This window comes from Dendronalium sp. ChiSLP03b (assembly GCF_034531165.2).
Taxonomy (GTDB): Bacteria; Cyanobacteriota; Cyanobacteriia; order Cyanobacteriales; family Nostocaceae; genus Dendronalium; species Dendronalium minutum.
Window position 1 is genome coordinate 267,745 of record NZ_JAVRBR020000016.1, and the last position, 15,246, is coordinate 282,990.

Annotated in this window: 14 protein-coding genes; 6 read left to right on the forward strand and 8 right to left on the reverse strand. The window is 41.8% G+C overall.

Translation table 11 applies throughout. The annotated features are described in order from the left end of the window. Positions 1 to 26: 26 nt before the first annotated feature. From RMY31_RS04370 to RMY31_RS04380, 3 genes are all read right to left on the reverse strand, one after another. A complete protein-coding gene (locus tag RMY31_RS04370) occupies positions 27 to 5,423 on the reverse strand; it encodes a translocation/assembly module TamB domain-containing protein (protein WP_322657057.1) in 5,397 nt (1,798 codons plus the stop codon). A 1,101-nt stretch (positions 5,424 to 6,524) separates the two neighbouring features. Beyond that, a complete protein-coding gene (locus tag RMY31_RS04375) occupies positions 6,525 to 6,893 on the reverse strand; it encodes a pentapeptide repeat-containing protein (RefSeq protein WP_322657058.1) in 369 nt (122 codons plus the stop codon). Continuing rightward, positions 6,883 to 7,197, reverse strand: coding sequence for a hypothetical protein (locus RMY31_RS04380; protein WP_322657059.1), 315 nt, complete (start codon positions 7,195 to 7,197; stop codon positions 6,883 to 6,885). The genes RMY31_RS04375 and RMY31_RS04380 overlap by 11 nt, the downstream gene beginning before the upstream one ends. Before the next feature lie 396 nt (positions 7,198 to 7,593). Here RMY31_RS04380 and RMY31_RS04385 point away from each other — a divergent pair, with 396 nt between their 5' ends. Further along, positions 7,594 to 7,839: a hypothetical protein gene (locus RMY31_RS04385; RefSeq protein ID WP_322657060.1), complete on the forward strand. Its 246-nt coding sequence runs from the start codon at positions 7,594 to 7,596 to the stop codon at positions 7,837 to 7,839. 64 nt (positions 7,840 to 7,903) lie between these two features. Here RMY31_RS04385 and RMY31_RS04390 read toward each other — a convergent pair whose 3' ends face one another. Then, positions 7,904 to 8,455: a hypothetical protein gene (locus RMY31_RS04390; protein ID WP_322657061.1), complete on the reverse strand. Its 552-nt coding sequence runs from the start codon at positions 8,453 to 8,455 to the stop codon at positions 7,904 to 7,906. A 132-nt stretch (positions 8,456 to 8,587) separates the two neighbouring features. Beyond that, positions 8,588 to 9,193 carry a YdcF family protein gene (locus RMY31_RS04395; RefSeq protein WP_322657062.1) on the reverse strand — a complete coding sequence of 202 codons (606 nt, stop codon included), beginning with the start codon at positions 9,191 to 9,193 and terminating at the stop codon, positions 8,588 to 8,590. Between the two features lie 148 nt (positions 9,194 to 9,341). Between RMY31_RS04395 and RMY31_RS04400 the strand changes: the two genes are divergently transcribed. Further along, a complete protein-coding gene (locus tag RMY31_RS04400) occupies positions 9,342 to 10,034 on the forward strand; it encodes an HAD family hydrolase (RefSeq protein ID WP_322657063.1) in 693 nt (230 codons plus the stop codon). 185 nt (positions 10,035 to 10,219) lie between these two features. Here the strand turns inward: RMY31_RS04400 and RMY31_RS04405 are convergent, their stop codons facing one another. Beyond that, positions 10,220 to 10,846, reverse strand: coding sequence for a CPP1-like family protein (locus RMY31_RS04405; protein ID WP_322657064.1), 627 nt, complete (start codon positions 10,844 to 10,846; stop codon positions 10,220 to 10,222). A 667-nt stretch (positions 10,847 to 11,513) separates the two neighbouring features. On the opposite strand from RMY31_RS04405, the gene RMY31_RS04410 reads away from it, so the two are divergent. Together RMY31_RS04410 and RMY31_RS04415 are read left to right on the forward strand one after the other, a co-directional pair. Then, entirely contained in the window at positions 11,514 to 12,233 is a 720-nt protein-coding gene (locus tag RMY31_RS04410; RefSeq protein ID WP_322657065.1) for a response regulator transcription factor, read from the forward strand. A gap of 257 nt (positions 12,234 to 12,490) precedes the next feature. Beyond that, positions 12,491 to 12,652, forward strand: a complete 162-nt coding sequence (locus RMY31_RS04415) for a hypothetical protein (protein ID WP_409877300.1) — start codon at positions 12,491 to 12,493, stop codon at positions 12,650 to 12,652. Here RMY31_RS04415 and RMY31_RS04420 read toward each other — a convergent pair. After that, entirely contained in the window at positions 12,649 to 12,846 is a 198-nt protein-coding gene (locus RMY31_RS04420; RefSeq protein ID WP_322657066.1) for a DUF2811 domain-containing protein, read from the reverse strand. The genes RMY31_RS04415 and RMY31_RS04420 overlap by 4 nt on opposite strands. A 426-nt stretch (positions 12,847 to 13,272) precedes the next feature. Here RMY31_RS04420 and RMY31_RS04425 point away from each other — a divergent pair, with 426 nt between their 5' ends. Both RMY31_RS04425 and RMY31_RS04430 read left to right on the forward strand, forming a co-directional pair. Further along, positions 13,273 to 13,398: a hypothetical protein gene (locus tag RMY31_RS04425; RefSeq protein ID WP_409877302.1), complete on the forward strand. Its 126-nt coding sequence runs from the start codon at positions 13,273 to 13,275 to the stop codon at positions 13,396 to 13,398. A gap of 98 nt (positions 13,399 to 13,496) precedes the next feature. After that, positions 13,497 to 13,766, forward strand: a complete 270-nt coding sequence (locus tag RMY31_RS04430; protein WP_409877304.1) for a hypothetical protein — start codon at positions 13,497 to 13,499, stop codon at positions 13,764 to 13,766. A 209-nt stretch (positions 13,767 to 13,975) separates the two neighbouring features. Here the strand turns inward: RMY31_RS04430 and RMY31_RS04435 are convergent, their stop codons facing one another. Further along, positions 13,976 to 14,887 carry a manganese catalase family protein gene (locus RMY31_RS04435; protein ID WP_322657068.1) on the reverse strand — a complete coding sequence of 304 codons (912 nt, stop codon included), beginning with the start codon at positions 14,885 to 14,887 and terminating at the stop codon, positions 13,976 to 13,978. Between the last annotated feature and the right edge of the window lie 359 nt (positions 14,888 to 15,246).

The following is a 15,246-nucleotide window of genomic DNA, read 5'->3' on the forward strand; positions in this document are numbered from 1 at the left end:
TTTATTTATACCTATCTATTTATCAATTAAAATCTTGTCTCATAGTTAAGTATGAGTTGGCTTTCATTATCCAAATTAGTTGAGCCTCGCACCAGAATTTCATCATTAAGTCGATAGAGTAGATTGTAACGGAAAGACTCATTGCTAGAAAAAGCCCGCGATAAAGAAACAGACAAATTCCTATTAACATTAAACACACCTTCTGCTGACAAATCAAGAACCGAAGCTCGTGATGCTTGATTAGAGGCAGGGGTGGGAAATATCCGAAATTCGCTAAAACCAACAGCCTGTCCGATCGCAGTAATGGTTCCTTGCAGACTACCTAAAATAGTAGAACTGGCAAAATTAGTCAGCCCTTGTCCTGCATCTCCTCTTTGAGCAAAATTATTCAAAATGGAGCCACCCAGCAATGCGACGATTTCTCCTCGACTACGGCTAGGTTCGCTCGTCAATTCCAAATTATCGCTCAATTCACTAGCTGGCCCTGTCGCTCTTGCTCGAACGCGAACGGTACGTAAAGTACCAAAGTCATTAGCAGAAACAGAAGCATCGCTGATTTCAGCAGACAAAGGAGATTCCAAAATTCGATTGCTCGTTGCCGATGCTTCAGGTACAATTGCCAGCAACCGCACATCCAAAGTTGGGTCAAGTCCTTGACTAGGAGTAAACCGTGCGGTTTGTTCGTAGCCGCGTTCTAAAGTAAATTCAGTTGTAAACAAGCTGATTCGTCCTCCTGTCAGACTAATCACTCCTTCAGGCAGCGGTTTGGCTAAAGTCCCATTGATAGTTAATTCACCTTTTGCGTTAAAACTTAATATCGGCTGACTAAAGGCTGCTGCTCCAGGCACAAAACCCAGTAGGGACTGAGTAGTAACCTTAACATCATCGCCCAAAATTAGCCGTAAATCTGCAAACTCTACAGGTAATTTGGGTGAAGTTGGCGCTGCATTTGTGGTACTAGTGCTAGTCGCTGCTGTATTAGTATTATTACTTCCCACTGCTGCTGTATTTGCCGCACTACTATTTCCCTCTGCTGTATTTGCAGCGTTATTAGCCTCTGCTAGAGTTACGGTGCGAGTATTACTTTCTGTTGAAGCTGCTGGTTGTGAGGTAGTAGTAGCAGATTTTCCAATCAGAACTTGACCATCACTTAGCTTAATTTCTCCACCAATTCGAGGTTTGAGTGCTGTTCCCCGAATTACAGCATCACCGCTGACACCACCTTGATATAATTCTGGAATTTGAAAATCCAGTTGTTTTTCAATTGATACTGTCAGAGGATTGGCTGCACCTTCCCCAGGAGTAAAAATCGGCAGGATTCCTGATGCAGTTATTTGCCCATTATTATAAACACCTTGAATACCTTCGACATTCAGCGTATTACCGTTAAATTGCACTTCTCCTGTGACATTCGTAAGTGGGTTAGATAACGCTTGAGCGCGAAAAGTAGCATTGTTGAGTGTGGCATTGCCATTAATAATTGGCTGATTTAAAGTACCCCGAACGTTAACATCTACTTGCCCTTGACCGTCTACCCAACTAACTTGATTGTTGGTAAACACATTTAATAGTGATAAACCTTCATTTTGCACGCTGGCGTTAACGCTGATTTGATTGCTATCTGGTTGCGCTGTCACAAATGGCAACGGAACGGGTACGCTACCTGTAATTGCAACTGGCTGTGTTCCTGTCAGCAGTAAATTGCTATCAAAATTCAGGCGCGCATCGTTGTAGCCAAATTTCACCTGTCCTGTTTGTACGGGTTGCTTGTTTAAAGTCGCATTTGCTAGCGTCACCTGTCCAGCAACTTTTGGATCTTTTAAATTACCTGCTAGGTTAGCAACAGCATTTACTTGACCGGTTATATCTACAGGGTATTTTTCTATAAAAGGCTGTAAAAGTGATAAAGGTAGACTAGCTACCTGCAACTGTCCGGATAGTTGTTCGGTTCCTAATTGTCCGGAAAAAGCTACTTGTCCTCCATCGATTCCAACACTTAATGGCGAAAGTGTCACAACACCATCTGCAAAATTGCCTCTAGCAATGACTTCGTTGATAGAGTATTCACCCCATTGCCAGTTAGCACCTTCAAAATTAAAGCCAGCATTCAATCCAGACTTTAACGAGCCAGATGCTGTAATTGAGCCAGTTAAAGCACCTGTTAATTCTGCAAGGGTGGGTAAAGTTGCTGCTTGTTTTGTCTCTTGTTGCTGTTGTTGTGTTACCGATGTTTGAATTTTTGAGAAATATTCTAACTGTGTTTGCAAATCTGCATTGGGTAATCTCACAGGCATAGTGTCGAGTGCTTCAGCTCCCGCTAACGTTGGAGCCTCCAATCCTCCACCGAAGTCTTGAAAGTCGAAGATATTGAACGCTTGTAAAAGTCTCTCAATTCTGGTTTGATTAAAATCTGCTTGGACTTGAAATTTCGGGTCATTGCCTGTTTGCAAATTTCCACTGAGGGCGATGATGCTTTCTCCTAACCGTAGTTGACCGTTAGTCAAGTTAGCAGCCCCATCGGCATAATTGAAATTACCTCTAAATTCATCTGCTGAGACTCTGGCAATCCGAGGCTGGGCGATCGCAACGTTTCCGTCAACTGCATAGTTGTTAAGATTAACAACTAAGTTGCCAGATAATTGTCCTCCTAAAGGTTTCAAGCGATTGTCTGGTAAAAAGCCGCCAACAAGAGCTATAGGAAACTGTTGAGCGTTGACGATTAAGTTATCTCCTTGAGTTCTCCCGGTGCTAACTGCCTGACCGCGTTTGACTAAAAATGAAGTTGGGCGATAATTTGCACCCAAGTTAAGCGCTATTCTGTCTTGTTTGCCAGCAAGTTGCAGACTTGCCCCCTGTCCTCCTTGAAAATTGACATTGCCAGTTAAAACTGGGTCAAATGCCAAATTACTGACATTGAAATTCCGCAGTTGGATATTGCCATTGGCTTGGGGAATTTCTGGAGTACCTGTAACTTTGCCATTAAAATCAAGAAACCCTGATAATGCTATGTCTCCAGGAACTTTAACACCAGTATTGTTGAGGTTAAAATTCTGCGCTAGCACATTCAAATTAAATCCGGCGATTTTGGGCGTACCCGTTTCTGGTAATTGTACTGCGATCGCACCATTAGCACTAACTCCGGGCGTTGTCGCCCGTTGCACGATAATCTGCTTGCCGTTCCATTGAAATTGGGCTGTCAGCGGTTGCGCTAGCTGTGCTATTCCTTGGGGGGCGCGGATTTGTCCGGCGGCTCGAATATCTGCAAGCTGGAAAGATGCTGTTGTACCTGCCAACTGGACGTTACTGTTCAGCCGTCCTGTTAGTTGTGGTGAGAAACGGTTGAGTTGGATTCGGGAAGCGTTGACAACTCCTTGCCAGCGACCAGCATTCAGGTTAAAGTCTCTGAGATTAACCGTACCTCCCGCCACGCTCAAGTTTGCTTGTGCTGTAGCTTGAATGGTTGAGGGTTGGAAAGAAGTAGTGCTGCCTGACAAGTTCGCTGAGGCACTATTTAAGACTCCCTGGAACTGAGGTGGAATCTGCTTAAAACGGCTTAATTGTACTTGTCCGGTATTGACAAAAGCTTGCCAGCGTTGTTGTGCAATCTGTCCTCTGGCTCTGATTGTACTGCCTGCCACATTTACAACAGCACTTGGAACTAGAATACTATTGCCTTGTTGAGCGATCGCAACTTGTCCTGTAGTCGGATAAGTGGCAGCGGGTGCTTGTACTTGCGTTACTGCCCGCAGGTTCCCTAGAGTGCCGGAAATCTTGGCATTTGCCGAGACAGTACCAACTTTGATTGTGGATGAGGTGTTGTTAGTTTTAGCTATCGCATCCCCTGGTAAATTTTGTGCTTTCACATTAAACACCACGCTGCCCTGAGGAGCCAGTTGCATTTGACCGCTTCCTACAATTTGCCCTCCGGCTGGTGGCTTCACCTGAACGCTAGAAATGTCAAGTGTCAAGGGCTGTTTGCCAAGTGAGCCAGAAATTTCTGCTGTCGCTGAGACATTGCCAACGTTGATAGGTGGAGTAACGCCATAGCTGCGTGCCAGTACATCCCCTGACACTCCTTCAGCATCAATGTTAAAGTTTACTCGACCGCCTAGTTGGGCTTGACCGCTTCCAGTGATTTCACCACCTGCGGCTGGGACTAATTTCAGATTGTCAACGGCAATTTCAGATGCAGCTTTAGATACACTCAAACGGAAATCGGTATTGACAGCTTGGAATAGAATGCGATCGACTTGAATAGGTTTTGTGTTGCTTGCCGTACCGCTGAGAACTGGTTGCTGAAGCGGCCCTTGTACCTTGACATCTGCTCGTACTTCTCCAGCTGCTAAGACTGGCGATTTTACATTCAGCGTGTCTAAGAGATTTTTAGCAGTAACTGATTTTATCTGAGCTGAGAGGTTAAAACCTTTTTTAGTATCGATCGCTCCATTTGCCAGTAGCGGAACTTTGCCAAAGTTCGTACTCAGATTATCTAAAGCAATTTTCTGACCTTGGAATTCTAATTTCCCATTAGAATTAGCAAATTTTTGGGGAAGATTGGGAATTTGGGCGGTGACTTGATTAGCGGTAGCCGTTCCTGTAATCGCTATTTCCGCAGGCTGAGTAGCTTGAATCTGAACTCCTAAGTCAGCATCTACTTGCCCAGCTTGCAAGGCAATTGGTAACTCAATTAAACGAGTCACATCAGATGCTTGTAAACTTTGTGCTGAAAGTTTGAGGTTGGTTTGTTGTGTTGTTAGTTGTGTTTCACCAGCAATTTTAACTCCACCTCCTCTAGCGAGTTGCCCATTTATGTCATAATTAACCCCTTTGTTATTAGGTAAAAATCGGGCAACACCACCGAATCCATTGATGACTACAGAACCCTTCGGTTTAGTTGGGGCGGGGGCTGGTAATAACTCCACTTTTCCATCAACAATCTTTAGTGTCTGCAACTGTGTTTGAATAGCACCTTGTCCCTCTTTGGATTTAACTTCAGTCCTGACCCAGCGACCAGCGCGATCCTGTTGCAAGTAAACATTAGGCTGAACTAATGTGACATCTAATGGCAGCGATCGGGTTAAGATGACTGATAATAGCGAAAACTGCACGTCCACTGCTTTTGCTGTCACTCGATCTGGATCTGTAGCAGTTGCTGGTATCGATAAAGAGCTAAATCTCAGACTAGAAAGCGAAAAACTTGTAACTCTCCCCACTTTTATTGGTCGTCCAAGCAATTGCTCCAGATTTTGCTCTACTAGCGGTGCTAAATCGTTGTATACATAATTTCTCGCCCACCAAACACCTGCTGCAATTCCTGTAAGCAAAAGCACAATTAGAACAACACTAGTACGTCTTAAAAGGAGAAGCCACAAACGAGGATTAGATGGTTCTCTATCGTTTCCTGAGTTGGGAGAGCGCGTCATTTTATTTACCAGTACCGTTATCTGGAGTCAGCAAACAGACAGTTTGGTTGCATTTACATCAGCAGACTATAAGTTATGACCTCACAAGATTATTTGTGACCGATATTAGTTTTTCTCGTATTGAAATTTGAAACTCTTGTTTGAAACATTGTGCTTTTTGATGCTGTTTAAAGTCAAGTATTAAATGTATTTATTCTTTGCTTTACCTTTTAAAGGTCTATGGTCATCCAAATAGTTGCTTGACAAATTTTGTCTCTCTTGATTTTGGGGAAAGTAATAGGTTACACATCTTTTCGCATAGTGGATGTATTACGAGCAACTATCTTTTGTAAAAAATATTTATGTCTTTAGATAGAGATATTCTCATTTCCTCTAGCTGATTGCTGAAATAAGAAAATTGCACTTTTGTCAAGAGTCTTATAGAAAAAGATTTGTAAATGACTTATAAGAGGAACTTCCAATGGTTCATCAATGTAGTTCGTTAAAAAATCTTATTCGTAACCTCGGTAAGATAACTGTACTAATCGCGATTAAGAATAAATCTCATCTATATGACTTTTTCTAACTAAATATTACAAATTAATTTTTTTGTTATTTTCCAAGTCATAACTATAAAGGTCTTTTTCAGACTGCTTTTATTTCAAAAAAAGCTTAATTTAGACTTAGAATTAGACAAAATGTTTCAGCAAAAATTTTCTCAACATCCTCTTAGCCACACAAGTAGGATGTCATATTTATAATTTAGATTGAAGAAAAATATGAATTACTGCCATTGTTGTTCTGGATTGCTTTTAGCACATCTGCGTAGTTCCGAAATTGTTTGGTTTTGTCGTCATTGCTGGCAAGAAATGCCAGTCTTTACTGGAAAAAAATCAAGCTTACTAACGCAGTTTATGGTAGAGAAACTGCCTAAACACTCTTAGATCGGAATCGAGCAAAAGTTAATACCTTATTCAACAGTAATCAGTCAACAATCATCAAAACTCAGTGCGTTGTTTTGGTCAAAACAGTTGTAGCAACTGCTGTTCAGAAGCTAAAAGCCAGAATACACAATCCTCCTGACTTCTGGCTTCTGAATTCTGACTTCTCCCTTAAATTGACTTATAACTTCCGCATATTTCTACTGATAGGATCAAAGCCTCTAGAAAAGCGGGTGCTTTCATCATAGTAAGCTCCACTAAGATCCGCTCCATACAACTTGGTATTGTTGAGTTTAGCTCCCCGAAGATTCGCTTCATTTAGTTTTACACCGCTCAAATTAGCTCTGGTCAAATTTGCTTTAGCTAGGTTAGCTCTACTCAAGTCTGCTCCCCAAAGTTTAGCTCTAGCTAGATTAGCGCCGCTCAAATTTGCTCCCCATAAATTTATTCCAGGCAAGTAGGCTCCAATCAGCTTGGCTCTACTTAAGTTTGCTGCTGGAAAATATTTCTCCCCTGCGGCATAAAGTTTCTTTAGTACTTCAACATCCATGCGTCGTGTTGACCTTCTTCAGTAATAAAGAAGCAATTTGTTGCCATTCCTGGCTTAGTTCTCCTACAAACTCTGGCTGACCACTGCGCCGATACCAGTAACGAGCATTGTTCAAATCGCCTTCTTTGCGATGTAGGTAGGCATGAACCCAGGCACTATCGGCATCACTGGCATTTTGGACTGTGTCATGAGCTTTGTCCCAATCACCTTTCTTGTCATACCACATTGCTCGCAACGCTATTGGCAGTGTCTGGGGACATGAGCGCTGTTTCTCGATCAGCCGCATGAATTCTTCTGTATTCACGATCGCCACTCAACAAATATAAACCTCTATCTCCAAGATACTTCGCAGTTTACTTGTGAGTGATATCTAAATTACAAGTCGCCGCACGTCTACACAGTTAGATTATATAAAAATTCTGATAAGCGAAACTGAAGAACCCTTTATAAATAACTTGTATTCAGACTTACATTTCAATTTAATACTGATACCTTCTTTAAGGAAGAGTAGCCAAGAAATTATTACCTTCGTTAGCTAGAAGAAAGAGTAGTTATATCTTTTTAGGATAACCATACAAATCTGATAGTCTTGCCACATAAAACTTACTATCAGAGTACTAGAGAAGATTCTCTTAGTAACGATCGGTATCTGTTCGCACTTTCTAGAAAAACACAACATTTCTGATTCGGAGGATATCACATGACTAACACAATGAACGGCGATCGCACCACTGGAACCAGTGACGAACTATACGACTTGGTTAGCGTCCTATACCATGCTTTGGAAGGAGCTGCAACCTATGAAATTTACTCCCAAGATGCAGAAGAAAACGGAGATACCGAACTAAGCGAGTTTTTCCGTGAAATTCAACAGCAAGAATGCCAATGGGCAGAACGAGCCAAAGAATTGCTGGCACATCGTCTGGCTTTAACTGTCCGTAGTTAAGCTGTAAAGGAAAATTTCTCTCAGCATTGAGAGAAATTTATTAATTAAAAAAATTAACTTTTTATTAGCTTCTCAGAGAAATAACTTCAAACTCAAAAGCAGCAATCAAGCGATCGTCAACGTAGACTTGTATTGTGTGCTTACCACCTGGATCGCCAGGAGTGATTGTCCAAAAATTCTCAATCACACCATTTGATACTAATTCTGTGCGCTTGGTTACAGCTTCAATACCGTCTTTTGATACTGAGAAGTTTTCACCATCATCTGTAGCCCAGGTTTCTGGACGTTTTGGCAATCGTAAAACTTCTCGCCACGTTACTTCACCCTTATAGTCTTTAAGTTGAATACGCCAGCCGTATTTACCACCCTGATTTAGTAGCACTCTGGTAGTAGGGGTAAAATTACCTTTACCATTCAAGCTAACTCTCAGTACTCCAAACTCAGCTTTACTAACAGCAATCGGTTTAGTATTACTTAACTGAGAAATTGACTGAGAAGATGCCATAGCATTGTCTGTGAAAGCCAAAGTAGCATTGATTGGCTTAGAAATAGAAGCCATGACCCCAGCTATCAGCCAAGAAGAAGTTAATACAACTGTCGCAGCCCACATTCTCATTAGCAAAATTTTTTGGTCAGTTACTGGTACTTATTCAACTACTCCGTCTTGCCTTCCGGGTTGAAGGAAGAACGATAAACAATGAAATATACTTTAGCTTTTATCCTTTATTTTTGATTTGCAAGTTGGCAGTTAAATTTTAAACACAAGGTAAACAAAGTAAAAATAAGTTTCTCGCACGAGAAATTCCATCTGACTGCGAACACTGCGATAGCGGGTGGAAGGTGTGGGAGATGGATATGCATCCATTCCTAAATCTCGTGCCATTAACACAGCTCGCTTCAGGTGCAATGGGTCGCTAACTATGAGAAACTTGGTTAATTTGTAAGCAGATGCTACCACAAGAGCGTTTTTCAGGTTCTGGTGAGTTGTGCGAGATTCAGTTTCAGTAAGAATATCAGTTGCTTTTACCTGTTGCGCCATAGCATAGCGTTTACCAACTATGGCTTCAGCGTGTTCATTGCTTTCGCCAACTCCGCCAGTAAAAATGATTTTACTAATATTCCCCTTTTTATATAGATTGATAGCGTGGTTGATTCGTTCTCTGAAAACAGGAGATGGTTCTTCTCCCCAAACTGCCGCCCCTAGAACAATTGCCGCCTCTGCTTTGATATTATGACTGTTGTTGCCGTAAGAATAGATACTCAATGCTGTGGATGCGATCGCCAGCAGTAGGGCAGATATGAAAGCCAGTACCACCAGAACTAGCCATTGTTTTTTAATTTTGTGAATGGACATGGTAAATAGATGAGTTTGCTTTCAAAAAACAAAGCAGAAGGCTGGTTTTCTGCCTTCTACCTCCTTGCCTTCTGCCTTCTTCACCATTGAGTAATGACTATTGACACCTAGGTAAGATAATCTTAAAGAAAATTAACATTTTCCGCCGATGCTGAGACTAATTACTGACTTCGACGGCCCCATTATTGATGTTTCCGAACGATATTATCGCGTTTATCAATTTTGCCTGGAGAAAACCCGACGACCAGATCAACCAGTGCAACAACTTGCTAAAGCAGAATTTTGGCAGCTAAAGCGATCGCGGGTTCCCGAAAAACAAATTGCTTTAAATTCTGGTCTAGATGAAGCACAAGCACAAGAATTCGCCCAGTTACGGCGAAAGACAGTGCATACACAACCTTATTTCGACTACGACAGCCTCGTACCAAGTGCTGTAGAGGCACTGTTAAAAATTCAACAGGCTGGCATCGATTTGGCAGTGATGACAATGCGCCGAGTTTGGGAATTAGAATATGCTTTTAAAAAACACGATTTAGCTAGATTTTTCCCAGAAAACCGCTGTTATTGCCTCAGCAACGACTATGTTAAAACTCGTGATATCGAAGATAAGCCTTTGTTGATGGCTAGGGCATTAGAAGAACTACCCCTCGCAGCTGATACCTGGATGGTGGGGGATACCGAAGCCGATATCACTGCTGCTAAAAAACACGGTGTTAAGGTGATGGCTGTAGAGTCTGGTATACGCGATCGCGCTCAGTTAGAACTTTATCACCCCGATCTAATTGTGAAAGATTTAAACTTTGCTGTAGATTTAATCCTTAAGTCTGGAGCATCGCTTTAATCATCATAAATTAAAATTCCCTTCCCTATTAGGGAAGGGGGAGCGAGCCAGAGTATAACTGAATCAGTTTTGTTAAAACCCAGATATCTTCTTGAGTCTGTTTCTTTGAAAGCAAGAATTATAGATAACAAACAATTCTACCAATTACTTATTGCTCGTTACCCATCCAACATCCAAAAAGTGATTTAACGTAGAAAGCTACTAACCAACCACAACAATATAAATGTCAGTACCGTAGCCAACTGATTGGGTCTCAAGCTGAGGAATTGTACTTGCGGCAAGAGCCAACTAGCAAAGATTCCCCCGATAATTAAGCCTGTTATTAGTCCGACTAGTGTGAACAAAACTGCTCGTCCAAATTTACCTTCTTTCCGATTAAGAAAGTAAATACTAATTCCTACCCCAACCACTAACACCAACTGCAAAACTTGATCGCCAGCAGCTGGGTAAAATACACTGATGGAACTCAAACCCAAGTACCAAGCTCCAGGTAGCAGTACATCTGCAAGTGATGGCCGATCCAGCATTCGTTGCAGCCATGCAGGTGACTGCTCGCGAGGGGCTGGACTTTCTTTAAGAGGCGATTGTATTCGTAGCTCTGGAAACCGGATACGCTCAGGCACTTTTATTTTACCTTCCTGACGCATCCGTAAGCGATCCATTAAAATCGCATCGTAAGCAGCTTCAATTACCTCTACACTCTTACCATCGCCACTGTACTGCTCCAATAGGCGATTGCGAGCATCCTGAATTTCATCGAAGCTAGCATCTTCTGATACCCCAAGTTTGTCGTAGGGATTTTGATCGCTCATGGGAGTTTATACTTTAGCCTTAGTCAGCGGCAGTCTTTCGCTTAAGGAAAAACAACTTTATGTTTTATCTAGATCGAAACTAAACGCATCGACCTATATTTATGCTCTACCAGGATAGTAGCACGGGTTAGATTAACCTGGGCATTTTAACTACAGCCACTTTAACATATTGCCAGAACTCCGTGTATCCCCTCATGTCGTTGACCATTGAGGGATTTACCCTAGAATTTAAGCTATGGATACCTAAAACGTATTTTTTATGAAAAAATTAACTTTTTTGTTTCAGATTTGGCAATTTACCGTGCCTTGAACATTTTTTATGAATTATCTGCAAAGTAAATTGTGGTGTCAATCCGCATATAGATTTAAAATTGAAAAGTTTTAAATCACCACATAATTGGGATAGGAAAGTGTCCTAGGTTACCGAACTACTATGGCTAACTTCAAACAATATAGAGCAACTAGATATAGTACCTGTACTTTAGTGCGGGATAACTAACAAAATCTTTTTGCATTCATTGTCCAAAATCCTGATTACACTATTATTTGGATAATCTGGAAATTTATTCCTAGCCCTTGTAGATTCTTAAACAACCCCCAAAGTGGAAACTGTGTTTTTACGCAATTCTCTTGTTAATCTTACGAATTTTTGTGCAAAGTGATGGTCATGGCTCCCGCCAAGATTCTTGTAGTTGATGACGACCCAGCGGTTCGGAATTTAATCCAACGCTTTTTGATCAAGCAGAGCTATCAGGTAGAAGCTGCTGAGGATGGTAAAACAGCCTTAGCGTTATTTGAGCAATTTAATCCAGATTTGGTGATTCTAGATGTGAATCTACCAGATGTAATTGGATTCAACCTCTGCCAAGAGATGCAAAGTCGTAATGGTGTTTTTGTTCTCATGCTCACTAGCCGTGCAGATGAGGCTGACAAGATTCGTGGCTTTGCTAAAGGTGCTGATGACTATCTCACCAAGCCATTTGGGCTAGGAGAACTAGAAGTCAGAGTAGCAGCAATTTTGAGGCGACAGCGGGTTGTAACTACCGCCGAACAGAAACGCCTGGTATTTGAAAAGCTGATGATCGACCCAGTCCGACGGGAGGTGTCACTGAATAACCAACCAGTGCCCTTGACTGCTCTAGAATTTGACTTGCTGCATTTTTTAGCGAGCCATCCTGGTCGAGTCTGGCGACGAGCAGAGCTGATTCAAGAGGTTTGGGACTATGAATATGTTGGCGATCAGCGAGTTGTAGATGTACATATCGGTCAAATTCGTAAGAAAATTGAAGCCGATGCTAGCCAACCAGCATTAATCCAAACTGTACGTGGTGTGGGATATAAGTTTGAATGTCCTACTCACTCTCCGCAGTTGGAAACTAATTCTTGAATCTTCACTCGTCTCTAGTCTAGAGTTTTTAAGTATAATTAACTCTTGACTCTGGACGTAAGTACAAGTAAATAATCTGCTTTTAAATCCGGCAGTAAACAATCGCAAACCCTTGTTTTTAATTACTTTTTCGACAAGGGATTTAAATAAAAAACATCGCGATGACTGCGGCAATTTGCTTTGCGTATATACACATAAAGATGGTATTTTTCTTTCACAAAGTGAAAAAATAGGAATAATACCATTTATTTTTTGTTGTGATATTGCCCCAATTCGACGATCGCTTCCTATACCTACAATTTATTGAGGGGGCACTGTATGCCGTGCCCATAAAGTATGTGTATGAGCCAGAACAGCGCTTGGGGGTGTCTGGTAAATTAGCTGTTTCTGGCAGATCGGTACAAAACATTTCTATTTAGCTGTGGTGGAACAAAGTTTCCAAATACACGCGGGCAGCGCGGCGATCGCTGTCTCCATTTTGAAGTAAAAATAATGACAGGGCTGCCGTCAATACTCGGTTTTGATCCCAATCGGGATGTGTTTCTAAGTACTTTTTCAGAGATTCATCGAGTGCTTCAGGAATTTCTGTGAAGATGCTAACCGTTGTTTTCATGAGATTTTCCTTCTCTGAGGTCAATCAAGATGGACAAGTTGCTGGTAATGAGACTGCCTGCCTAACAATCTGCAACAATAGTTGAACAGAGTACAAAAAAGGCAAGCCGCATCATTGTGCGTCAATAGGGGGTGGGTTTGTCAATGCTGCGAAATGTTAAAAAAGCTTGTATAAAAAATATTTTGGTACGTAATTATCAATGTTTGGTGCTATTTTTTGTTACGTTACTTAATATAAACTCGGTCTTTTCTGTCTCATCCCTCTGGGAGTAAAAATCCCCAGTAAAACTGCAAGAACTGATTAGCTCGTAGAACATCTGTGGAAAACCTGTAAAATCTCTGTGGAAAACTTGTGGAATCAGTGAGGAAAATTGTAGTCAATGATAAGAATTACAAAAATATTATCCTCTGCTGACATCTAAATCCCATGAATTTTGCGCTAGAATCGCGACTATTATCGTGGTTACTCCAAGCAAATCCCCAAATCTGGATTTTAGCGAGTGGTAGATTCCTTACGGAAGCTGATACTGGCTTTACTTTGTTTGACGCTTAACCTCATTTGTGCTGCTTTTGCTGCTTTGAAATACTTATGAAATGAGGTTGCGTAAATTTTTAGAGTATGCCCGATAAGTCTTCAAAAGAAGGTTGTGAATGTGGGGCAAGCTGATGGTACAGATTAACCAAAAAGACAAAGACAGCTTTATTTACCCTCGTAGTCGCTACTACGGTGAAATCAAGCCAGAGAACTTAGTGTTTAATGCCAACCTTCAGGAATTTGCTCACAAAGTTAGTTACATCGCCAACTTAGAAACTGGTGGAAAACTTTCTCCTGACGAAGCTTACGAGCAGATCCACATGCTCTGGAGAAAGTTGAAACACAGCAAAAATGAACTGAAAATTGGGATTAATAAGGTTAATTAGCTCGACACTTCTTAAATATATGGGGTGTGAGCTAGATCGGCGCTAACAACAGCAACATTACACTTCCTTGATGCGATCGCTGCACTTCACCATCAATACCAATATGTTCCCATCAAGCTTGCTTTGAGTAGAAGACTTATTTTACTTATAAAGCAATAGCACAGGTAAGATGCCCGTGCTAGTATCTCGCAATAACTGCGTATCACTATTTAGCCGATACGTTCAACTCTAACTGCGGGAGGTGCGTCGGCACCATTATCCTGCTGTTGTGGAGTTTGGGGTGTAGCATGTAGTTTTGGATCGGGCTGTGGTGGTTGCGGTTCAGGGCCTAGAGGTTGGGGATTTGCAACATACTGGAATTCTCCTTTACCATCCATTGAAGGGCCTTTTGCCCAACGCCCTTGGGCACTTTCTTCACCCTCAGAATGATTCCAGAACTGATAGGCAAACTCGTTCTTGCCATATTCGTATGCAACCCTAGGAACAACTGTCTCCTCAAACCCTTCACTTTTCAAATCTTCAATCGCGGCTAGCCACTGGTTTTGGTGCATAGTATCACGGGCAATCATGAAGCTGAGGTGGTCTTTCACCCCTGGATCGTCCGTCATTTCATACAACCGTACAGCCTGCATGAGACCCTGAGATTCGGCATGGAGGTTAGAGCGAAAATCTGCTAGAAGATTGCCGCTAGCAACGATAAAGCGACCATTCCACGGAAAACCAACGCTGTCAGCTGGCATGGCACCCCCACCCGAGACAATGGCATGTTGTGGGTTCATGGCCGCCGTAATCACATCCCTTGGGTTACTACCTCCCATGACGGCACCCACAACTGGATCTTTTGCACCATCTTCTTGATATTTGATTGGTGCTTTATCTAGCAGATGGGCAATCATCGTGGCTAGCATCTCAACATGACCGATTTCTTCGGTACCAATGTCTAGCAACATATCTCGATACTTGGCGGGGCCGCGGCAGTTCCAACCTTGAAACAGGTACTGCATCATTACGGTCATTTCACCAAAAGTACCGCCGATGAGTTCTTGCATTTTTTTCGCATAGACTGGATCTGGTTTTTCTGGTGGTGTGAAGTACTGTAATTTCTTATTGTGATAAAACATTTGGATTCCTCATTGATTGCATGGTTAGCACCCATTCAAACTTTTCTGGTGTTTGTGGCGCAGTTACCTATGCTTTCTAGGAAACCTATCAAATCTTTTCTGTTCATCATTCTGTAGTCACATAAAAAATACTTAAAAAATAAGTATCTTGACTGAGGTCAGATCGTTTCATGGCAGAGTCAAAAAATTATAATAAATAAAGCAAAAGCCAGAGACTAACTGGACTTTGGACTAAAAGGCTGGAGAAAAGCAGTCAGCAGTAACACTGACTGCCGTAAAGTCAATGAAAGTAATCGATAAATCATTGACGTGATGATCCTGACACAACTAGAAAAATTCCGCCAAGCTATCTACGATAG